Raw genomic sequence first — 22291 nt, 5'->3', positions numbered from 1 at the left:
GTGGATGATCTGTACTACATTTAAGTAACGGGACAATGACAATGACAGCAGTAAGACGTGGTTTCTTGACAGGTGGAACCTGGTGTGTCGACCGAAATATGTTGATGGACAGTTGGCCGGATGAAGAGTCCTCCACAGCGGTAACGGAGTTAAGCACACATGGCGGTGGTTCCGGTTTCAATTTTGCCGCTGATATAAAGCGACTTAATCCGGATACTCATGTAGAAACGATTGGCGTGGTTGGAAATGATGACCATGGTGACTTGTTGCTTCAACTGGCAAATGATTTGTCAATCGATACGCGACAACTGCGTCAGGTCGCCGGGCATCCAACTCACTGGGCGATTGCGTTTCTCGCAGAAAAAACGCAAAGACGAACTCACGCATATGATGCAGGTGTCTCAAGCACACTTGATGTCAAACACTTTGATTTCGCCAAGACAAGCGCGCGCATGCTGCATCTTGGTTTGCCTGGTGCGCATGCACTCCTCGACAAAATTGATGAAGATGGTCAAAACGGGTGGTCCACATTATTGCGGTTGGCAAAGGAGCATGGTCTAGAAACCAATCTAGAATTGATGAGTATCGCCCCTGACCGATTGCGTAAACTGGCAGGACCTTGTTTGGATTATCTGGATTATCTCGTGGTGAACGATTTTGAATTAGGTGCACTTGCTGGGATTGAGTTGCCGAAAGAAGGGTCTGCTCGTCGCGATGCTTTGGTGCGAGCTATCACGATATTACTTGATCGTACCAATATTAAAATCATTGTTGCACATTACCCGGAAGGTGCGGTTGCCGGAACCCGATCGGGGCAGATATTTTATCAGCCTTCGGTCCGTGTTCCGGCAGAAAATGTAGTCAGCTCGAATGGAGCAGGTGATGCATTTGCTGCTGGGTTTTTCTATGCGATGCATGAAAATTGGGACATTGAATCCGCATTGCGGCTTGGACACGCTGTTTCTGCACGGTCATTACTAAGTTCATCAGCTACTGAAGCTATTTCACTGTGGTCTGATTGCCTTAAACATGCTGAACGATTGGGTTGGAGGGGCGATGCTGCGGACGAAAAATGAGATGATACTTTGCCTCCACAAGCGAGTTTTTACTTTTATAAATTTAAAAAATAACTTTCATCTTGACTAACTAGGAAGTTTGTTTTTTTATATATAAAAATAAAGAAATATTTTTTGTATTGACGAAACTGCAAACCATTACATCTCTTCGAGAGAAATGTTGCAGACGAGGAAACTGTAAAATATCTCGGCCCACTTTTTGAAAAGCTGAACAATCGTTGCGCAGCGATCATTACGAGCAGGCGGCAGCGAACTTGTACCATTAGAACTGATAGAAAGTAGTGAAATGCTGAAAGAAAAGCGATTAGAACGCAAACTAGGGAAAATTCAGAGTGGCGATTATCGTCCGGCAGATTTTATCATTGCGGATGCAAAAGACGGGGATATGGCGCTGGGTTGTGGTGTGGCAGGGCCTGAGCTTGATAAAAATGGAGCACCCACCGGACGTATGAGACCTTTGCAGGTTTACCGTGATGCCATGAAAAATATGGTTCGTGACGACCAAGTTGATATTATGCTTACGTCGTTATCATCTGGTGAAGCACTAGCATCTCAAGGTGTATTTCATAATTCGGCGGTGACGCCGGCGATCAGATTGAACGACGGAAGTGACATTTGGCATTGGAGGGGTGCAAGTTACATTGCCCACCCAACTGTTCCGTTCCGCTCCGCCCGATTGGATCGGGTTAAGCCTCTTGCAGATCTTGGGCTATATGCGTTGACTTTTTTCAACGATTTGGATCAGGATCGTCGTTCTCTAGACGCTTACTCTCAATTCAGGGATGAAGCATCTGCTGCCGGTATTCGTCACTTTCTGGAGGTGTTTAACCCCCAGTTTAAAGTTGCCACTGGTGATCAAGATTTTGCCACATATAATAATGACGCGATTGCAAGATGCCTTGCGGGTGTCTCATCTCACGATCGACCGGTTTTTCTCAAAGTCGTTTATAACGGTCCAAAGGCGACAGAGGAGCTGGCATCATTTGACCCAGGAAATCTGATTGTCGGAATACTGGGTGGGGCATCGTCAACAACGCGAGACACATTGGAGATGGTCCAACAGGCCGAGCGATATGGTGCTCGCGTAGCTCTGTTCGGGCGCAAAATTTTCTTTGCTGAAAGCGCGCCAGACATCGTGCGTACGATGCGTCTTGTCGTTGAAGAGGAAATTTCATCGGAGGATGCGACTAAATTCTACCATGACGAGCTAAAGAAGAAGGGAATCAAGTCTAAAAAGACTTTGGAGGAAGATCTGGAAATCACGGATCCAACGCTAAAAATGGCTTAACTGCCAAATGAATGTCACCATCGCTTTAACAGCGATGGAACAGGGAGAGACTATCAACAAGGAGGAAGACAATGTTTAAGAAGAAATATTTAGCCGCTGCATTAGCGACGCTACTAGCGTCAACGGCGGTTCAGGCCGAGCCAACTGAGGTGACTGTCTGGTCGTGGTTTGTTCAGAGTACAATGGAAAAATCAATAGCCGCATTTGAGGAAAAATATCCAGACATTGATGTCAAATATACCTATTATAACTATTCACCCGAGTATATCACAGCGTTGAGAGCTGCTGCTGCTTCTGACAGTCTACCAGACGTCATAGGGCTTCAACCGGGTGCGCTCACTCAGCAATATCGCAAACATTTGACTGCGATAAATGATAAAGCTGCGGCAGAGTGGGGTGAAAATTGGAGTGAAAAAATCTTCCCTATCAATCGTCGGCAGGTGCTGATGGGTAATCCTGAGGGCGATGAAGGATATTATATCGTTCCACAAGAATCTCAGGTCTTGGCTATCTGGTACAACAGACGTGTTTTTGAAGAATTGGGACTGTCTGTTCCTGATACCTATGAAGACCTGAAAAATGTTGCGGCGACACTGAGTGACAAGGGGATGATCCCCATGTTCCAAGGAGCTGCAGATGGATGGCAAAATGTAAACGTCTTCTTGATGTTGGCTAACCAGTTTTCGCCAGGCATAGTTGAAAAAGCGCAATCTGGCGATATGCCATGGACATCTCCAGAACTTGTGTCTGCGATGAATGCCTGGAAGGGGCTGTTTGACGACGGTATCTTCCAGCAAGGAGCGCTAGGTGCTCATGCCTATCCAACTGGTGCTCAACTTCTCGCTCAAGGTAAAGTCGGGATGATGGCATTGGGTTCTTGGTGGATGCAGGAAAGTAAATTTCCACCGCCACTTTCTCAGGACGTGGAAAACATGGAAGGCTTTGATTATTTCTTTCTTCCTGCTGTTCCAGGGTCAACCCGCTCGAGTCCACCAGTAGGCGGTATTGATATCGGATATGGATTGACAAATAATGGAGCCAGCAATGATGCCGCCTGGACGTTTTTGGCGGAGCTTACCAACGGTGTTGGTCTACAACAAGCGCTCAACGATCTGAATGATTTGCCGGCTTTTGTAGGTCATGAACCCAAAGGCGAAGTAAGTGACCACGTCAAGCAAATGTATGATCGTTTCATGGCTGAGTTGCCGAATGCGGAAAACCAGCGTTTGGCTTCACCAGTAGTATCTGAAGCGCTAGAAAATGCGTTAGCAGGTGTCGCGTCCGGTGATCAAAGTGCAGAAGATGCTTTGAAGGCCGTACAGGTTGCGAACGATGCGGCGATGGAAAAATAAACCCTCCCGAGTGTCGCTCAAGTTGAGAGATTAGCTTGGGCGACATATCTGATATAGAATTGAGTTTCGTTAGCCTTATTTGCAATGAGTATCATGTGCGATGAAAAGAACATGTGTGTCTAAATTTTTAGGAGGTCACATATAGATGAGTCAGCTGAGAAGTTTTGCGTTTGTTATACCTGCTGTATTGCTTTTTGTGATTTTCGTTGCATATCCAATCCTATGGGTTTTACAAAACAGCTTTTATACAGAGACGCGTGATGGATCAGTCGTCTTGGCCGGAATGGCAAACTATACAGAAATCCTGAAAAATCCCACATTTTGGATTGTTGTGCGTAATATGGCCCTTTGGGGTTTGATTACCATTCCTGTTCAGATGATTATTGGTGGAATGCTCGCCTATTTTATCGAACGCCATACGGACAGGTTTAAAAGTTTTTTCCGCACCGCATTCTTCTTACCTGTTGTGACATCGGTTTCTGTAGTGAGTATCGTTTGGGTACAGATATATGCTCCCTATTACGGTATTGCGCAGGAATATCTAAAGCTTGTCGGTATTTCCCTGTCATACTCACCAATTGGAGATTCCAAGTCGGTTATTTACGCCCTGATCATTGTAAATATTTGGCAGTGGACCGGATTTTCAATGTTGATGTATATTGCCGGGTTGGCAAATATGCCCTCTGAAGTATTTGATGCAGCACGTGTTGATGGAGCCAAAGGTTGGCGGTTGGCATATGATGTGATCGTTCCCATGGTTTCACCATCTACAAAATCACTTTTGATGTTAGGCATTATCGGTACGCTTCAAACCTTCCCGATTGTGCATCTCATGACCAGCGGTGGCCCAAATCGCGCCAGTGAGGTTTTTGGAACCTTTATTTTTAAACAGAGTTTCATTCTGGGAGATACCGGAAGCGGTGCGGCGCTCTCGGTGATTGTATTGATCATTGCGCTCGCGTTGACGTTGCTCCAGATTATCTATCTTGGAAAAGAGAATATCAATAAAACTGGTGTTAAGCCGAAGGAAACGCAGGCATGAACGCTAGAACACGCACACAACTTCGCTCCATTGTAATACATACTTTGCTCTTTCTTGTGCTTGCAATTTGGATGATACCTCTTGTTTACATGGTTTCTGTGGGATTGCGGACACCAGCTCAAGCATTTGACCCCCAGCTTATTGCATGGCCGATAACGTTTGATAATTTTGTAATTGTGATCCGAGATAATCCCCTTTTTGGCATCTTTCTCAATAGTTTGATTATATCAGTTGCTACTGTGGTGATTGTGGTTTCAGTGGCGGCACTCTTTGCTTTTGCCTGCTCAATTTTGCGGTTGCGCGGATCTATCGTCCTTTATTCAACCTTGCTTACGACCTTGATGGTACCGATGGCATCCCTGGTATTACCGTTGGCAATATTGCTGAAAAATTTTGGGTGGGTGAATACATACTGGGGACTGATTTTTCCTTATTCAGCGTTGGGCGTGCCCTTTGCTATTGTCATCTTAAAAGCATTCATGGATGATTCACCAAAAGAACTTTTTGAGGCGGCAAAAGTGGATGGATGCTCATCATGGCAAACATTCCGCCATGTTGCGCTTCCTCTCATTCGACCCGCGATATTCTTTGTTGCTATTTGGCAATTTATAGTCACATGGAACGAGTTTTTTCTGGCCTTGATTGTTCTGACCGAGGCCGAAATGAAGACACTTACAATTGTTCCGATGCAATATTCCGGCCTTTATATGGCTAATCCAGGCGCTTTGTTCGCCATTCTCACACTAATCGCGCTTCCGCTAATTGTTCTTTATATTTTTGTGCAACGTGCCTTTGTCGGCGGTTTGCTGGCCGGAGCGGTGAAAGGGTAATCATGGCAACACTGAAAATTCAAAATGTAGTAAAAAAATTTGGTGCACTTACGGTCATACCGGAGCTTTCCCTCACAATCCAAGATCAGGAGTTTTGTGTTCTTGTTGGTCCTTCCGGATGCGGAAAATCAACGCTTTTGCGCATCATCTCTGGTCTGGTGAAAATCGATTCTGGTGAAATTTTAATTGATGGTGAAGATGTCAGCGATCAGGAACCTGTTGAACGGGGTATCGCGATGGTTTTCCAGTCCTATGCACTTTACCCTCATATGAATGTAGATCGAAATATGGGGTTCGGGCTGGAAATAGCGCGAACTGTGCGTGATGAAATTGTTCGGCGTGTCGGCGAGGCAGCGAAGAAGCTGCATCTGGATCAATATCTACACCGCAAACCTCGCGAACTATCAGGGGGGCAAAGACAGCGCGTTGCAATTGGTCGGGCAATCACGCGTAAACCTTCATTGTTTCTTCTGGATGAACCGCTTTCTAACCTTGATGCTGCGTTGCGGGTGGATATGCGTGTTGAAATTGCGCGTTTAAAAGCGGAACTTAATTCGACAATGATTTACGTGACCCACGATCAGGTAGAGGCAATGACCTTAGCTGATCGAATTGTCGTTATGAACGAAGGCAGGGTCGAGCAGGTTGGCACACCAATGGAGTTGTATCATCAACCTGCCAATCGGTTTGTCGCAGGATTTTTAGGATCCCCAGCCATGAATTTTTTAAAGGGCAAGGTAATTGCTTCGACAAGCGAGGTCGCGAGCATACAGCTTGATCTTGGGCCAACCATCGAGATTTCAGTAATAAAGCCTCTCGATTTGGGTAGCGATGTGGAGCTTGGAGTTCGTCCGGAGCATATTATATTTGAAGAAGGTAATGGGTTTAAAGTTAGTGGTCATCTTGGTTTCGTCGAGATGCTTGGGAGTGATACGATTGTCCATATTACAATTGGTTCTGAGACTATCGTCGCGCGTGATAGTAAAGCTCGCTATTTTAGCAGTGGTGAAACACTTGCCATACAAATTGATCCCAAGACATGTTATCTGTTTGATCAAAAGGGGGCTCGTGTTTCTATAACACCTCAATTTCTGGATGCGCTGTGCCCTCCAAACCTTCAGAAGGACATGACGTAAATGAAAAATGAACACATTCAGCCACATGCAGATGAAGCAATGGACTCTATCGGAGGGCGGGGCATTGCTATCTTTCAGAAACTGGTTTCAGTCTCGCGTTCCGCAGATAAGACCATGGCGGGATTGTCACAATGGGTGTTGGACAATCAGATGGAAGTCGGCGGATTGACGATTCATAACCTAGCGAAACGAACTGGCGTGAGTGAAACCACGGTATTTCGCTTTTGTAAAATGCTGGGCCTGAGTGGATATAAGGAGTTGCGTCTTGCGCTTGCGGAGGGACGAGGCTTGGCGCTGGGAGCCCAGCTTGCCGGAACCGGTACACCAACAGACCAATCATCAAACCATGAAATGGCATCAACTGTGCGACGGGTGATTGATGTTAACTCTGAACAGTTGTTTAAAACCAGTTCGTTGATATCTTATGATGCATTGCAGCAGGCGGCTGACCTGCTTGTCGGGTCAAACCATGTCCACCTGGCAGGTTTTGGTAGTTCTGCGCCTGTAGCTTTTGATGCCTACCAACGATTTCTCGCGCTTGGATTGACGGCAAGCGCCCATTCTGATCCTCATATTCTTGCGGCGGTTACAGCCACAGTTAGACCTGGTGCAGTATTTTTGGGGATCTCGTGTTCGGGCAGAACACGAGATATTACCGATGCGTTTGAAACCGCAGGGCGGCGTGGGTTTAAGCGCATAGCAATTACAAGTGACCCTAAGTCGCCGATTGCACAAATATCTGACGTCGTCTTGGTTTCGGCAGTGCGCCGCTCACCTATTTCCATGGATGTGATCAGCACACGTATTTCACAATTGGCAATCATTGAAATGATTTCCGTTGCTCTAGCGGAGAATTACGAAGATGCATCCATCATGCACGATACTAAGATGCTTGATCGAGAAATTGCCAAAAAACGAGTTTCTCCAGAAGATAAGTAACTGAAAGGAAACATATATGCCGGATCAAGGCACGATTGAAAATACTTTCAACTATTATGGTCACTTACAAGTAAAAAAAGACGGTCGGAGGTCTGCCGTTTTTTCATTCGGTTAATGGCGGTGTAAGTCGATGGTTGATATCTACCTCGGGCTTGATCTGGGTACAAGTGGGTGCAAGCTGATTGCTTTTGACCGGACGGGCGATGTGATCGCATCGACATCTCGAAGCTACGCGGTATCTAATCCTGGTCCGGGCTTAATGGAACTGAACGCCGATATAGTATGGCGCCAGGCAGTTGATTGTTTCAAAGAATTACGATCTTGCGACCTTTCAGGTGTCGTCCGTACACTGGCTATATCATGTTTTGGTGAGGCCGTGGTGCCGATAGGTAAAGGCAGTAAAGTGCTGGCGCCGTCTCAATTAAGCGCTGATATGAGATGCGGATCTGAAGTTGCTGAACTTGAGCATGAATTGGGTGGTGATGAAATCTACCGGATGACTGGGCAACCGCTTGCTCCCATCTATACACTCCCCAAACTTATGTGGATGCGTAAGTATGAGCCAGAGGTGTTTGAACAGACTTGGAAATTTCTGTGTTTTGGTGATTTTGCACTGCTGCGTCTTGGCTTATCGCCTATCATCGATGAGAGTATGGCTGCACGAACGTTGTGTTATGACGTAAAAAATCATAGCTGGTCACAACGTTTATTGGATCTCGCTGGTGTGAGGTTGGACCAACTTTCTCCAATCGGGAGAAGTGGGGATATGGTTGGTGTTATACCAGAACATATTGCAACTGATCTTATGTTACCCACGAACATCAGCGTTGTTTTAGGCGGGCACGATCAACCCATGGGAGCTTTGGGAGCAGGTGTCGTGGAGCCGGGTACCGCTATGTATTCGATTGGTACAACAGAGGCGCTGGTTGTCGTTGTTGACAAGCCAGACCATGCCGCCCTTAGCCGTGGTCATGTGCCTTGTGCAGCCCATGCCGATGCAGGGAAATATGCCGCCCTTGCTGGTAATCAAAGTGGTGGACGGTTGCTTGCGTGGTATCGGGATTGTGCAGGGTTGCCATCGGCCGATGGGTCTGAGCCGCTATCAATTGGCGAGATGATCGCTTCACTGCCTGATGAACCTCCTGAATGGCCGCTTGTGTTACCGCATTTTTTAGGCAGCGGTTCTTTTTTGAACGATCATCATAGTGTTGGCGCATTTTACGGGTTGCGGGCAGATACAAGTAGATCCGATATGATGCTTGCCCTTTTGGAGGGGATTACATTTGAACAGGCGATTAGCCTTGAGGCATTAGAGCAGGCGGGTCCCGTTTCCAAACTCCATGCAATCGGCGGGGGTACACGTTCGCAACTATGGTTGCAAATGAAGGCAGATATTCTCAACAAGCCAATTGTGCGTATTGGTGTTGAAGATGCTCCCTGTCTTGCGAGCGCTATTTTGGGGCGTAGTCATTATGAGAAGGTATCGGTTGAAGCACTCGTCGGTGAAATGCTCACTGAGCAAGCAGTTTATACGCCAAGGCCGGAACGACACCGATTGCACGCAAAACGCCTTGTTACATATCGTAAGCTATATGAAGCACTCAGAAATATGCGGCAACATGAGAATGAATGAGCGCAATAGTGCGGTTGATAGAATTTTTGAGGAGTAGTAAATCTGATGGCATATTTTCTCGGGATTGATGTTGGAACCGGGTCGGCGCGAGCGGGATTGTTTGATGAAGCTGGTCGACTGTTGGCGGCCGCATCAAGAGACACAAAGACGTTCAACCCCAAACCAGATTATATGCAGCAGTCATCGGCCGATATATGGCAGGCAATTTGTGCATCGGTAAGGGAGGTCATTTCTGACGCAAATGTGACAGGAGCAGATATCGCAGGTATCGGATTCGATGCTACGTGTTCATTAGTTGTTTGTACTCCTGACGGTGGTCCTGTTAGCGTTGCGCCCGGAGGCGAACCTGAACAGGACGTGATATTATGGATGGACCATCGGGCAATCAAAGATGCCGAGATGATCAATGATACGGGCGCTGAAGTTCTTAAATATGTGGGCGACGTCATTTCACCTGAAATGGAAATCCCAAAACTCCGCTGGCTTAAAAATAATCTGCCTCAGACTTGGGATCTGGCAGGGCATTTTTTTGATCTACCCGATTGGCTTGTGTGGCGTGCCACGGGCACTAAAACTCGCTCATTGTGTTCGAGTGTATGTAAGTGGACCTACATGGGACATAAAGGCCTAAACGGAGAGGGGTGGGATAGCCAGTTTTTGAGTTCAGTCGGGCTTGAAGATTTAACTCATGAAACATATGCCAAAATTGGAAATAGATTTGCATCCCCCGGGGATAATGTAGGTCAACTTTCGCAGGAGGCCGCTGATGAATTAGGTCTTTCAGCTGGTATGCCTGTTGCTGCGAGTTTGATAGATGCTTATTCCGGTGCTCTGGGAACCTTGGGAGCTATGCCGGACTTGGCACCTCTGACACAACGAATGGCAATTATTGCCGGTACCTCGGCTTGTCATATCGCGTTATCTCAGGAACCGGTTTTTGTGCAAGGCGTATGGGGGCCTTATTACTCGGTTCTTTTACCAAATGTCTGGGCGCTGGAGGGCGGACAATCGGCTGCGGGTGCGCTAATCGACACTATTATCGAGCAGCATTCCGCTGGTTCTGAAATGCGAGAACAGGCACGTTCAGAAAGCATCTCGATTTACGAAAAGCTGTCTCAAACGCTTGACGCAATGGGATCTGAAACGGCCTTCTTGACGCGGGATCGTCATGTTCAACCGGATTTTCATGGGAACCGTTCGCCATTGGCAGATCCAAACAGACTTGGGGCGATATCTGGATTGTCGCTTGCCCATGGTGGTGGGGATTTGGCGCTGAATTATCTCGCCACGTTACAGGCGTTAGCCTACGGGTCTCGGCATATATTAGAAGAAATGGTGTCGCGCGGTGTACCCGTAACCGCCTTGGTTTTAAGTGGTGGGTTGGCCCACAACACTCTGTTTTTACGAGAGCTGGCAGATGCCTGCCAAATACCAGTTATTGTTCCTGAGCAGTCTGAACCAGTTCTACTTGGGTCGGCAATGTTGGGCGCGGTTGCCGCAGGGGCTATGCCTGATCTGGCGACAGCGATGGAAAAAATGAGTGGACCCGGGAGAAGCATATCGCCTCGAACGGGACAGGTTTCTCAATATCACGACCGAAAATATCAGGTGTTTCGACGTATGCAGGACGATTTTGCTGCCTATACGACAATAATGCATGAAGAGGAAGAATAAGATGTCAAAGATTTGGATTATCGCAAGTGGAGATTTGCGCGAGAGCGCTAACGTTATGTGTTGGCCCGCACAAAAAGCTATGGAAGATAAATTGAGCGCTGTTTTGGGTGGTATGGGATATAGTACGCAACGCGCACATCCAGTTAAATCAGAGGGGCATGGATTCATTTCATCTCAACGCGAAGGTATGGATGTTTTCGCTGAAATCGATGCTGAGGCACCTATTATTGTGGCCGAAGCTGTATGGCAATATTCACATCATGTTCTGGCCGGCCTTGTATCCCATAGGGGCCCAATTTTGACCTTAGCTAATTGGTCTGGGCAATGGCCTGGACTAGTCGGTATGCTTAATCTGAATGGTTCTTTGGTTAAGGCGGGAGTTAAATTCTCAACTCTCTGGAGTGAGAATTTTGATGATGCGTTTTTCCTTAATGCACTGCAAGAATGGCTGAAAACTGAAACAATCAGCCATGATCTCAGCCATGTTCGCTCCGCGGAATTGAACGCGCTATCTGATAGGGATCGGGAGTTGGCCAAAGATATTGCTGATGATATCCGGCAGAACAAAGTGATCCTTGGTGTTTTCGATGAGGGGTGTATGGGTATGTATAATGCGATTATTCCTGATGAACTGCTCATGCCCATGGGGATATATAAGGAGCGATTGTCTCAATCAGCGCTATATTATGAAACTAACCAAGTATCTGAATCAGAGGCCATAAGGGTCTTTGAATGGTTAAAGGCGCGTGGTTTAAAATTTCATTTTGGGACAAATCATGCCACTGAGCTTACAGAGGCGCAGGTCTTGGATCAATGCAGAATGTATATAGCTGCTGTGCGCATAGCGGAAGAGTTCGGATGCGAAGCTATAGGTATTCAATATCAACAGGGGTTGAAAGATCTGTTACCTGCCTCTGATTTGGTTGAGGGTATGTTGAATAATACCGATCGGCCCGATGTCACTGGGGGCGATGGCACTCCAATCCGCCCTGATAAACCTATTGTGCACTTCAATGAAGTGGATGAATGTGCAGGCCTTGACGCAGTACTGATAAATCGGGTTCATCATGCTCTTGGTCAACCGCTGGAAACAACCTTGCATGATTTGCGTTGGGGAGATGTCGATCAATCTGGAAGTTGCACGGATTTCGTTTGGGTGTTTGAAATTTCCGGTGCGGTTCCACCTGCACATAATAAGGGAGGTTGGGCAGGTTCGGAAAGTTACCGTCAACCAGCAATGTTCTTTCCAAATGGTGGAGGAACTCTCAAGGGGATTGCCAAATCGGGTGAAATTATCTGGTCCAGAATTTTCGTCGAAAACAATGCACTCCATATGGATATTGGTCGAGGCCAAGCAGTAGATTTGCCAGAGGAAGAAACGGAGCGGCGCAGCAAAGGAACAACATCTGAATGGCCTATAATGCACGGCGTTTTGACCGGTGTGACACGCGATCAAATGATGGCGCGCCACCGAGCTAACCATATTCAGGTTGTTTACGCTCATTCAGCTGAAGAAGCTGATCATGCATTATCTGTTCGTGCTGCCCTTGCAAAAGAGCTCGGAATATCTGTTCATTATTGTGGTATTTAACGGAGCTGTACCGATATAAAACACGCTTTCCGTTAAGTACCTTCAACCGCAAAAATAAAAGTTACTTTTTTTCTTGATAAAATATGGAAATTAATACCATTGTATATTAGCGGATAAAAGGACGATGTCAGTGGACTACACATTTGATCTTATGAAAAGGCTGGCAACACTGTCGTTAACGGGGCGCGGTGCCCTTTGCATTTTAGCAGAGTTTTGTATCAATAATCGAGATGTCGCTGCTGATATGCCGCTAAAGGAGATTGCGACAGCTACAGGCGTGAGTGAGACTTCGGTTTTTCGTTTTGCTCAGCAATTAGGATTTACAGGATATCGGGATTTGCGGCTAGCACTAGCCGAATTGCGCGGGCTTTCAGTTAGCCAAAGTGATGCATTTGGAGATAAACAAGCCAAGCATTCTGAACCTTATTCTCTATTAGTGCAAAATACTGTCCACGTTCATTCCAGTATACTGAAGTCAACAGCTGAACTTTTAGATTCTATTTCATTGCGTAAAACTATTGCCGCAATTCAAGACGCGCTGGTTATTCAAGTTTTAGGGTTTGGAAGTTCTGTGTCGCCAGTGATTGATTTTTACCAAAGGTTAATCCGGTTTGGATACGTGACAAATAATTACAGTGACCCGCATGTTCTGACAGCTGTTACATCTAACCCACCTCCAGGTTCGTTATTCTTTGCAATTTCCTTCTCCGGTGAGTCTAAGGATGTTGTGGATGCGTTGAAGGCGGCCAGTGCTCAATCAATGAATTGTATATTGATAACCAGTAACCCTGAAGCAAGTGCGTGTAAATACGCAGATATTATTTTATATTCTGCTCCTGCCGGAGCAATTACCGGTAGCGAAACTGTGGCAACCCGTGTTTCTCAACTTGCTATCATCGACATGATTTGCACCGGCCTTGCTTTAGAGCATCCCCGAAAAAATGAGTTTTTGCGCAATGCAGCGGTGCTGGAACGTGAAATTGAACGAAACCGGGTTCACCCGATAGATCCAACTTATATATCAATTCAACATAATAGGTAAAAAATGACACAAAATGCTGATGCTGAACTTAAAAAAGAAATTGTTGCTATCTGCAAATTGATGGATTCCAAAGGCTTGGTCGCAGGAACGGAAGGGAATGTAAGCGCCCGTGCCGCTGATGGAACTGTTCTGATGACACCCTCTGGTTTTAACAAAGGTGATATCACCGAAGATATGTTGGTTCGTTTGGATTTGGACGCTAACGTCATTGAGGGTGATTATGGTCCGACGTCCGAGAAGTACATGCATCTCGAATTCTATCGCCAACGCCCCAAAGCCATGGGTGTGGCGCACGGTCATCCAATTTATTCAACGGCCTTCGCAGCTGCAGGCAGAGACCTACCACATGGCATTTTGCCAGAGTTGGTTGCTGTTATCGGTCAGATTGTGACGGTGCCTTACGGACGCCCATCATCGGCGAAATTGGCCGCCTCCATTGCACCATACGTTCTTCGCCACAATGTCTTCCTACTCCAAAATCACGGTGCGACAGCTGTTGGAACAAGTGTTCGGGACGCTTTTCATAGACTGCAAGTAGCTGAAGCATATGCTAAAACTGTTTGGGTTGCTGAAGCCATTGGCGGCGTACAACCATTGACAATGGCTCAAATCGCCGATTTGCCGCTGCCCTCATACGAGTGAAGAACACAAACGGGCTTGTCGCAAAGATTATCTCAGGGTGTAATTAGCCCAGGCCTTCGCTGCATTCATACTTTGTTAACCCATTGAAGTCCGAATAGGTGCCTGAGTAATTCATTCTGATTGTTAACATTCCAACTGCAAGAATTGCCAAAGCCTTTCCTCAAAATCACGTTAACTCAATGAACTTTGCGACAAGCCCATTGGATCTCTGTCCAGTGGACACCAACTCCGACTAGCTCCTATGGCTATAGAATAAGTCCGGTGAGTGCCGGCGCGAAGTGTGTTTCTGCTGATGCGGCGGCCGCACCCACGGCCACAACATATTCATCTGCGGTGCCAATTTTCACCTGACGACCTTGCCGGCGCAGGTTTAACGGTTCGTACAATGGTACACTTAACTCGATAAGTAACTCTAGGAACGAGCGAGGGACTGTGCCGCCAACGATGACCAGTTCAGGATCAATCGTCATTTCCAAAATATTGACAAGCTGTCTAAAACGGGGGGCAACATCCTGCAGCCAATTGACGAGAGACGGTTCTTTTTTCTTTATCATCGCGTCCAATTTTGACATAAGATCAATATCTTCAATTTGCAAACCCATATCGCGACATAGGGCATCAACAGAAAGGTATCGCTCTAAGCAACCACTTTTCCCGCATGAACACCTTAAACCATTTGTTGGTTCAACAATAATGTGCCCGACTTCGCCCGCTATTTCAGAGCTACCTGTGAACTTGTTGCCGTTGAGAATTATTCCGGCACCCAGGCCGATGCCGAACTGCAAAAACACGAATGTATCAAAATCGGCACCCACACCATGTAGATGTTCACCGATTGCACCTGCGGCTGCGTCATTTTCAATAATAACAGGTAAGCCTATTTTACTGGAAAGATCATCCAGGTTTTGTTGTGTTCCAATTTCCTGAAAATTGGTTAGGTCATCAGGCCTTACGTTGGTTTGATTAAATGGTCCGGGAGCGGCGATACCAACACCCACCATTTTTTTTGCCTCTCTAGGGCGTTCACTAAAATAGTCGAGACAAACCGTTTCAATTAACCGATTCGCTGTTGTGATATCTAACGTGTCTAATCGTTCTGTGCGGTTCCAAATCACGTTGCCCACAAGGTCGCAAACCACTACGCGGGTTGAAAGTCGATCCACATGAATACCCATCGTGTAAGCGCCCGTTGGGGCCAACACAATTTTCTTGCCCGGGTGCCCGCGCCCTTTTACTTCGCCGTCAATTAACTCAACTAATTCAGCGCTTTGCAGCTCGGCGACAATGTATTGAATTGTTTGGCGCGAAAGGGATGTCACGTTTGCAATTTCAGTTTTTGAAATTGGTCCTTGTGTGCGAATAACTTCGATCACAACACGAAGATTGTGCACTTTTGTGCGGCTTAAATTCGTACCTGACGTGCGTAATTTTGTAGTTACCAATTTTAGTACCTTAAAAAACAAGACCTTATAATTAGCATAAAATCAGCATTCTGTCTATTTTGTAAAATGATTTGACAAAATAGAATTTGGTGTTATCGTTTAGTCATAAATTGATTGAGGAGAGGAAATCTAATGAAAAAATCACTACTATTAGCAGCTGTATCAGCGCTGGCAATAAGCACATCTACAGTATTCGCTGACACGGAATTAAATGCACTATTTATGAGCCAAGCCGCGTATAGCGAGCAAAATATCAAGGACATGACAGCCGAATTTGAGGCAAGCAATCCTGGCGTTACAGTAAACATGGAATTTGTTCCATACGAGGCGCTGCATGACAAAATCGTTGCCTCTATTGGCGCAGGCGACAATGGATATGATGTTGTGTTGTTTGATGTTATTTGGCCTGCTGAGTTTGCCGTTCGTGGGTTTTTAACGGATTTGTCTGAGCGTGTACCTGCCGATCTAGATGATCAGATTTTTGACGGTGCGTGGACAACGGTTGAATACAACAACGCCAAATACGGAATGCCTTGGATTCTGGATACCAAGTATCTGTATTACAATACTGAGATCCTTGAAAAGGCTGGTATTCAGAACCCACCGACAACATGGGATGAACTTCTGGTACAGGCACGTGTGGTCAAGGAAAAAGGTTTGGTTGAATATCCATTGGTGTGGAGCTGGTCGCAGTCCGAAGCAATGATTTGTGATTATACAACATTGCTTTCTGCATTCGGCGGAGAATTCTTCAATGATAATGATCCAAAATCTCCTGCGTTTAACAGTGGCGGGTCGCTCAAGGCAGTTGAATACATGGCTGGCTCACTATCAGAAGGGCTTACCAACCCATCTTCGACAGAATATTTCGAAGAAGATGTAAGGCGTGTGTTTTCAAACGGTGATGCGGCATTTGCGCTAAACTGGACCTATATGAATTCACTTGTTAACGACCCGGCTGAAAGCTCTGTCGCTGGAAAAGTTGGTGTTGTGCCAGGTCTCGGTGTTGAGGGCTTATCAACGGCATCGGCAGTCAACGGCTCAATGGGATTGGGTATTCCGGTGAACAGCCCACATGAGGGCGAAGCATGGTCATATATTGCTCATCTTACAAAAAAGACGGTGCAAGAAAAATACGCCAAGCTTAGTCTTCCAGTTTGGAAAGCGTCATATAAAGTACCTGCAGTCGTTGAGGGGCAAGAAGATCTTGTAGCTGCTGCAAACGATGCGATTGCTGCAATGTATCCGCGTCCACTGGTAAAATCATATACTGAAATATCTGGTATTCTCCAAGCTCAGATTCATGGTGCATTGCTCGGTCAAACCGAAGCAAAAGCTGCATTGGATGAAGCTGCTGCCCGCGTAAAAGCAGTCCGCTAGATCGCGAATTTAGAGGAGGATTATATGTTCGACGTTGGAAAAAAGAATGAAAAATGGATTTTGCTGGCGCCGACCATTCTTATTCTCCTCTTAATTACCGGTATCCCGTTTGTGAAGACGTTTGTAACAAGCTTCACGGACGCAGAAATCACCTATTCAGTCTTGGGTCCAAACTGGATTGGATTTGAGAACTATTTGTACGCCATTGGGGATCCATACTTTCGAGCTGCACTTGGCAGAACACTTTATTTTACCATTGTTTCAGTGGGGGCCGAGGCACTGATTGGTGTAGCAGCGGCTATGTTGCTCAATCAAGAGTTTCGTGGCCGTAACCTCATGCGTGCGCTTATTATATTGCCTTGGGCTGTGCCCACAATCGTCAATGCACTGGCATGGCGTCTTATTTATCACCCCGACTATGGTGCATTAAATTCTATGCTTTATCAGCTCGGGCTAATTGGAGAATACCGCAGTTGGTTAGGTGATCCTAAATTAGCGCTTAACATGGTGGTTCTGGCTGATGTGTGGAAGAATTTTCCACTAATTGCCTACGTTGCCTTAGCGGCATTACAGTCCATTCCATCTGATTTGCATAAAGCAGCATCAATAGAAGGAGCAGGGGCTTGGAAGCGTTTTCGCTCAATCACACTGCCTTGGATTTTAGGTCCCCTATCAGTTGTGCTTATTTTGCGAATAATCGAAGCATTCCGCGTGTTTGATATCATCTATGTAATGACACGTGGTGGTCCGGTCGATAGCACCAAAACAGCGAGCTTCTTCGTATACCAAGAATATTTCAATTATCTTCGCACGGGTAGCGGATCTTCATATGCTGTGCTTTTGGCGGTTGTTAGTGCGGTGTTGATTGCGATTTATTATCGTGGCGCTCAGCGCCAATCGAGGAGCATTTAAAATGAAGCATAGCTCTTTGCAAAAAACCAGTCTTTATGCTGCGTCATTCGTTCTGGCGTTCTTCACACTTGCACCCATTTTGTGGCTAGTTATTATGAGCGTGAGCAGCCCTAAAGATCTCACGACGGTGCCACTTTCTTGGATCCCATCCCAGCTGGATTTCTCGCGCTATGTGCAGTTGTTTGATTGGGATAATGGCAGTGGACAACGATTTTTGATGGCTTTGAGAAATTCGATCCTTACGTCTGGCGGTGCGACTTTGGTTGCTCTATTCTTAGCTATTCCTGCCGCTTATGCATTTTCTCGTCGGCGGGCACCCCTGTCGCTTATGTTCTTGTTTCTGGCTACTATTATGATGCCACCAATTACCTATGTGTTGCCATTGTATGAAGTGTTCGGAAAATTAGGCCTGCTGAACAATATCATCACGTTGCTGATTGTCTATTGTGCTTTATTGCTGCCATTTGCCGTTTGGTTGATGAAATCGAACTTGGATGTTTTGCCGGTAGAAATCGAGCATGCCTCGTTTGTCGAAGGTGCATCAACCATCTACACATTGCGCCGTGTAGTGTTGCCTCTGGCGGCACCTGCAATCGTAGCCACCGCAATGTTGTCCTTTTTGGTCGCCTGGGATGAGTTTTTCTATGCGCTGATTTTCACCAGTGATCTGTCCTCAAAAACATTACCTATTGCTATTGCTGATTTTGCGGCTGGCCGAGTGACTGATTATGGCGTTATCGCAGCAGTAGGTGTTCTTGCAACATTGCCCCCTGCATTTTTAGCAATTTTTTTCCAACGTTTTATCGTATCCGGCCTCGTCGCCGGCAGTGTCAAAGGTTGACCCGAAATGGTTAGTTTCCTCCCAAGGAGAGTTTAGTGTCTTATCCAATATTATCAGTTCAATCCATTTGTAAGGAATATGGCCAGCTTAAAATTCTGCGCGATATTGATTTTGAAATTGAGCAGGGCGATTTTCTTGTGCTTGTCGGACCATCAGGTTGCGGCAAATCCACATTATTGAGTTGTATTGGCGGGCTGACTGACCCCACATCAGGGCAAATTCAGATTGATGGCCGTGATGTTACGTCAACAGACCCGTCCAAACGAAACATCGCTATGGTCTTCCAATCATATGCTCTGTTTCCGAATATGGATGTGGCACATAATATTGGCTATGGCCTTGAGGTTCGCAAGGTGCCGCAAGCCAAACGCAATGCTAATATTCAGCAGGTTGCCAAATTGCTGAAAATCGAGCAATTACTTACCAGATTTCCTGCACAACTATCTGGTGGTCAGCGACAGCGAGTTGCAATGGGACGAGCATTGGTACGTGATCCAAAATTATTTTTGTTTGACGAACCTCTCTCCAATCTGGATGCCAAGTTGCGCGTAACTATGCGCACTGAAATCAAACGGTTACACGAACGTTTAGGTGCAACAATGATCTATGTGACCCACGATCAAATTGAAGCCATGACATTGGCGACAAAAATTTTGGTCATGAAGGATGGCATTATTCAACAGGCGGGAACACCGAAGCAGATCTATAATGAACCCACCAATATGTTCGTTGCAGGATTTATGGGTGCACCTTCTATGAACCTCTTTCAAGCAAAAATTGGATTTTCCGACGGTGCCGCGCAGATAACTATTGAGCGCGAAAATGATGTTCCGCTGGTTTTAACTGACACGGCCCCTCCGGTCGAGCTCGCAAAATATAATGGCAAAAACGTTACGATGGGTCTTCGTCCCGAAGCCCTGACAGACAGGGCACCTGATATTGATGGCCCGCCGCAAATGTCCGAATGCTTATTGGAAGTCGTCGAGCCGGCAGGGTCTGATACATTTGCTCAGATAGAACTAGCTGCTGCGGAAGTAACAGCGCGTTTTCACGGCGATATTGATGTAAAATCAGGTGCTCGCCTCCCGATCTACTTTGATTTGAGCAAGGTTTCTTATTTCGATCCGGAAACTGAGTGCCGAATATGAGTACAGCATATGCGCTTGTTGCAGATATTGGCGGCACGAATACACGGCTTGGTATCGTAGGTGAAAAAGGTGATCAGCCGATCGAATGTGTGAAGATCCAAAATGCGGATTATACGACATTTTTGAGCGCGGCAAATACCTATTTAAATCAAACAAATATCTCAACAATTGCTAATATTTGTATGTCGATTGCCGCACCGATTGAAGGGCCTGCGATCCCGCTGACAAACTGCAATTGGGTGATTGAACTTGATGAAGTTCGCAAAGTCTTTGATGCAAACATTTCAGCTGTAAATGATTTTGAGGCGTTGGGATTTGCACTTCAGAATTTACCCACAGCGAATGTGCTTCATGTGTCTGGCCCGACAGCAGCAACAGAGACACGAAAAATGATTGTCGGTGCTGGTACCGGGTTCAACGCTGCTACGTCTGCCAAACCTGCAGGTTTTGGAATGGCATATTCCTTATCTGCTGAATGTGGTCATATGACTTTGCCGATTGAGAAAGAGTTTGAATGGGAGTTGCGGAATTACCTTGCGCAAAAATACCTGCGGGCCTCCGTCGAACGCGTTCTTTCAGGGCAGGGTATTCTTGATGTTTATAGCTGGGTTTGTACATTTTACGACTTACCATATCAGGCAATTAGCGGACCTATGATTACAGAATCTGCACTGCGCGGTGACGATAAAGCTTGCAATCTTACGGTCGAAATTATCGCATCTATATTTGCAAGGGTCGTGGGTGATTTGGCGCTGGCTAATCTTCCGATGGGAGGTATCTATCTCTATGGTGGGGTTACTCGAGCATTATCACCATGGATTAAACGTTGTTCATTTCGAGAAATATTTGAAGCAAAAGGCCGTCAAACAAACTTAATGCGCAACTTTCCTATCTATCTGGCAAATGAAGACAATATTGGATTGGTTGGATGTGCGGTCTATGCATCAACTCAAATGAACTTTGCGACAAGCCCCTTTAAGGGCAACGCAAGCACCCGCGAACAATAATACTGCAAGGGATAAAGAGTTTTGATAGCTATCAAAACTAAGACCAAGAACACTTGTGTAAAAAGATACGAAAAATGGTGCGACAAACATAAAAAAGTTAAATATCGAATTGGTCAAAGCGATAACTAAGTGATGTAGCTTCTTGTCAAACCCATCAAGAATCCAAACAGAAATGAAGGGATATGTCGGAGCATAGGACAAACCGAAGAAAAACCCGCAAACTGCGATAGCAATAGGGCCCTGTAACTGCCCTAAGGCAAGAAGGGAGATTGCCATAAGACATTTTGCGCCAACAGACACAGCAGCGTTATTTAAATGGCGCAAACGACTGACGACCAAAAAGCGAGATGCAATTAAGCCAACAGTTGCGGCTACAATGAAAAGGGCGCCAGACACTTCTCTGCCTGCGGAGACATATGGTAAAAAGGAAATTACATATCCCCCTACCTACGAGAAATAAGCAGAGTATTGGCAGCCATGAGGTGGGATTTGACAAAACCTTACTATATTTGGCGGTAACCTTATATTCTTCTCTCGGACTCCAATTCCGAACCCAAACGCCCAACAGCATTGCTACCGACAGAATTCCTGGAATAGCAGATGCCAAAAAGTATCCGTCGCTGCCGTAATTGGATAAGTACCATTCACCAAAAAGAGGGCCTATGAGAAAGGCACCGGGGATCATTGATGTATACACACCAAATAACGTTACTGTGTTAGATCCAGTTAGCACGCCTTTAACAAAAGTAAGTGCTGAAGGGTAGAAAATACCTGCCCCTGCGCCGTATATTATTCGACAGAGAAAGATTGCGACATAGTTTTCAGATGCAAACTCAAGACTTATGTGACAAATGAGCATGATGGCCATGCCCGCAAACATCAAAAAAGGGGTCCCAAGCCGAGCCATCAATGCCGCAGATAGCAATCCAAAAATTAAAGTTAGAACGGCTGTTGAGGACATTGCATAGCCTGTAATCGATGTTGGAATTCCTTTCATTTCCATAACATTAGGCAAAAATGATTGAGTTGTTGTCATCGAAAAACCAAGAAGTGTGGCGACGCACATTGTGAAGAATATCAATTTTCCAAACGATTGACTTTTTTCACTATCAGCAAAGGCATCTGAAGACATATTCACACTCCAAATTTTAAATAATTATCACTAAATAATATATCTACTTCCAATAGCACATTTTCGATTATCCAAGGAACTATTAGCAATTGCATTAGATGGATTGCCCAGCACAGAAAGCTGCTTCATCGAAAACTTTGCATCTTGCATCAAGTTCTGGCGGTTCAATCCAATTCGGAACGAG

Annotated in this window: 19 protein-coding genes and 1 pseudogene; 17 read left to right on the top strand and 3 right to left on the bottom strand. The window is 45.9% G+C overall.

Going from position 1 to position 22291, the window contains the following annotated elements; genetic code table 11:
* Nucleotides 1–41: 41 nt before the first annotated feature.
* The 12 genes from G3W54_RS10125 to G3W54_RS10070 all read left to right on the top strand — a co-directional run bounded on the left by G3W54_RS10125 (nt 42) and on the right by G3W54_RS10070 (nt 14245).
* Nucleotides 42–1076: a carbohydrate kinase family protein gene (locus G3W54_RS10125; RefSeq protein WP_162652939.1), complete on the top strand. Its 1035-nt coding sequence runs from the start codon at nt 42–44 to the stop codon at nt 1074–1076.
* Nucleotides 1077–1362: 286 nt separating this feature from the next.
* Nucleotides 1363–2364, top strand: coding sequence for a hypothetical protein (locus G3W54_RS10120; protein WP_162652938.1), 1002 nt, complete (start codon nt 1363–1365; stop codon nt 2362–2364).
* A gap of 71 nt (nt 2365–2435) precedes the next feature.
* On the top strand, nt 2436–3716 hold the full coding sequence (locus tag G3W54_RS10115) for an extracellular solute-binding protein (RefSeq protein WP_162652937.1): 1281 nt from the start codon (nt 2436–2438) through the stop codon (nt 3714–3716).
* 145 nt (nt 3717–3861) lie between these two features.
* Entirely contained in the window at nt 3862–4758 is an 897-nt protein-coding gene (locus G3W54_RS10110) for a sugar ABC transporter permease (protein WP_162652936.1), read from the top strand.
* A complete protein-coding gene (locus G3W54_RS10105; RefSeq protein WP_162652935.1) occupies nt 4755–5588 on the top strand; it encodes a carbohydrate ABC transporter permease in 834 nt (277 codons plus the stop codon). The genes G3W54_RS10110 and G3W54_RS10105 overlap by 4 nt, the downstream gene beginning before the upstream one ends.
* Nucleotides 5589–5590: 2 nt before the next feature.
* Nucleotides 5591–6724, top strand: coding sequence for a sn-glycerol-3-phosphate ABC transporter ATP-binding protein UgpC (gene ugpC, locus G3W54_RS10100; protein ID WP_162652934.1), 1134 nt, complete (start codon nt 5591–5593; stop codon nt 6722–6724).
* Nucleotides 6725–7663 carry a MurR/RpiR family transcriptional regulator gene (locus G3W54_RS10095; protein WP_162652933.1) on the top strand — a complete coding sequence of 313 codons (939 nt, stop codon included), beginning with the start codon at nt 6725–6727 and terminating at the stop codon, nt 7661–7663.
* Nucleotides 7664–7793: 130 nt separating this feature from the next.
* Nucleotides 7794–9296, top strand: a complete 1503-nt coding sequence (locus tag G3W54_RS10090; RefSeq protein WP_162652932.1) for an FGGY-family carbohydrate kinase — start codon at nt 7794–7796, stop codon at nt 9294–9296.
* A gap of 45 nt (nt 9297–9341) precedes the next feature.
* Nucleotides 9342–10970, top strand: coding sequence for an FGGY-family carbohydrate kinase (locus tag G3W54_RS10085; RefSeq protein ID WP_162652931.1), 1629 nt, complete (start codon nt 9342–9344; stop codon nt 10968–10970).
* Between the two features lies 1 nt (nt 10971).
* Complete coding sequence (locus G3W54_RS10080) at nt 10972–12561, top strand: L-fucose/L-arabinose isomerase family protein (RefSeq protein ID WP_174244221.1); 1590 nt, start codon at nt 10972–10974, stop codon at nt 12559–12561.
* Between the two features lie 124 nt (nt 12562–12685).
* Nucleotides 12686–13603, top strand: coding sequence for a MurR/RpiR family transcriptional regulator (locus tag G3W54_RS10075; RefSeq protein WP_162652929.1), 918 nt, complete (start codon nt 12686–12688; stop codon nt 13601–13603).
* Between the two features lie 3 nt (nt 13604–13606).
* The gene (locus G3W54_RS10070) at nt 13607–14245 is read left to right on the top strand and encodes a class II aldolase/adducin family protein (protein ID WP_162652928.1); all 639 of its coding nucleotides are present in this window, start codon (nt 13607–13609) and stop codon (nt 14243–14245) included.
* A gap of 65 nt (nt 14246–14310) precedes the next feature.
* Here the strand turns inward: G3W54_RS10070 and G3W54_RS10065 are convergent.
* Both G3W54_RS10065 and G3W54_RS10060 read right to left on the bottom strand, forming a co-directional pair.
* Nucleotides 14311–14409 (bottom strand): annotated as a pseudogene (locus G3W54_RS10065) (IS6 family transposase); the annotation flags it as partial.
* Between the two features lie 81 nt (nt 14410–14490).
* Nucleotides 14491–15687, bottom strand: coding sequence for an ROK family transcriptional regulator (locus G3W54_RS10060; RefSeq protein ID WP_162652927.1), 1197 nt, complete (start codon nt 15685–15687; stop codon nt 14491–14493).
* A 132-nt stretch (nt 15688–15819) separates the two neighbouring features.
* On the opposite strand from G3W54_RS10060, the gene G3W54_RS10055 reads away from it, so the two are divergent.
* The 5 genes from G3W54_RS10055 to G3W54_RS10035 are packed head-to-tail and all read left to right on the top strand — an operon-like array spanning nt 15820 to nt 20975.
* Nucleotides 15820–17067, top strand: a complete 1248-nt coding sequence (locus G3W54_RS10055) for an extracellular solute-binding protein (RefSeq protein WP_162652926.1) — start codon at nt 15820–15822, stop codon at nt 17065–17067.
* Between the two features lie 24 nt (nt 17068–17091).
* Nucleotides 17092–17979 carry a sugar ABC transporter permease gene (locus G3W54_RS10050; RefSeq protein ID WP_162652925.1) on the top strand — a complete coding sequence of 296 codons (888 nt, stop codon included), beginning with the start codon at nt 17092–17094 and terminating at the stop codon, nt 17977–17979.
* Nucleotide 17980: 1 nt separating this feature from the next.
* Nucleotides 17981–18820, top strand: coding sequence for a carbohydrate ABC transporter permease (locus G3W54_RS10045; protein ID WP_162652924.1), 840 nt, complete (start codon nt 17981–17983; stop codon nt 18818–18820).
* Between the two features lie 35 nt (nt 18821–18855).
* Entirely contained in the window at nt 18856–19968 is a 1113-nt protein-coding gene (locus tag G3W54_RS10040) for an ABC transporter ATP-binding protein (protein ID WP_162652923.1), read from the top strand.
* Complete coding sequence (locus G3W54_RS10035; protein ID WP_162652922.1) at nt 19965–20975, top strand: glucokinase; 1011 nt, start codon at nt 19965–19967, stop codon at nt 20973–20975. The genes G3W54_RS10040 and G3W54_RS10035 overlap by 4 nt, the downstream gene beginning before the upstream one ends.
* 307 nt (nt 20976–21282) lie before the next feature.
* On the opposite strand, the gene G3W54_RS10030 is transcribed toward G3W54_RS10035, so the two are convergent.
* Nucleotides 21283–22107, bottom strand: a complete 825-nt coding sequence (locus G3W54_RS10030; RefSeq protein WP_162652921.1) for an MFS transporter — start codon at nt 22105–22107, stop codon at nt 21283–21285.
* Nucleotides 22108–22291 lie beyond the last annotated feature (184 nt).

Origin of the sequence: Lentilitoribacter sp. Alg239-R112 (genome assembly GCF_900537175.1) — a bacterium.
Lineage (GTDB): Bacteria > Pseudomonadota > Alphaproteobacteria > Rhizobiales > Rhizobiaceae > Lentilitoribacter.
This window is presented reverse-complemented; position numbering and strand designations above follow the sequence as displayed.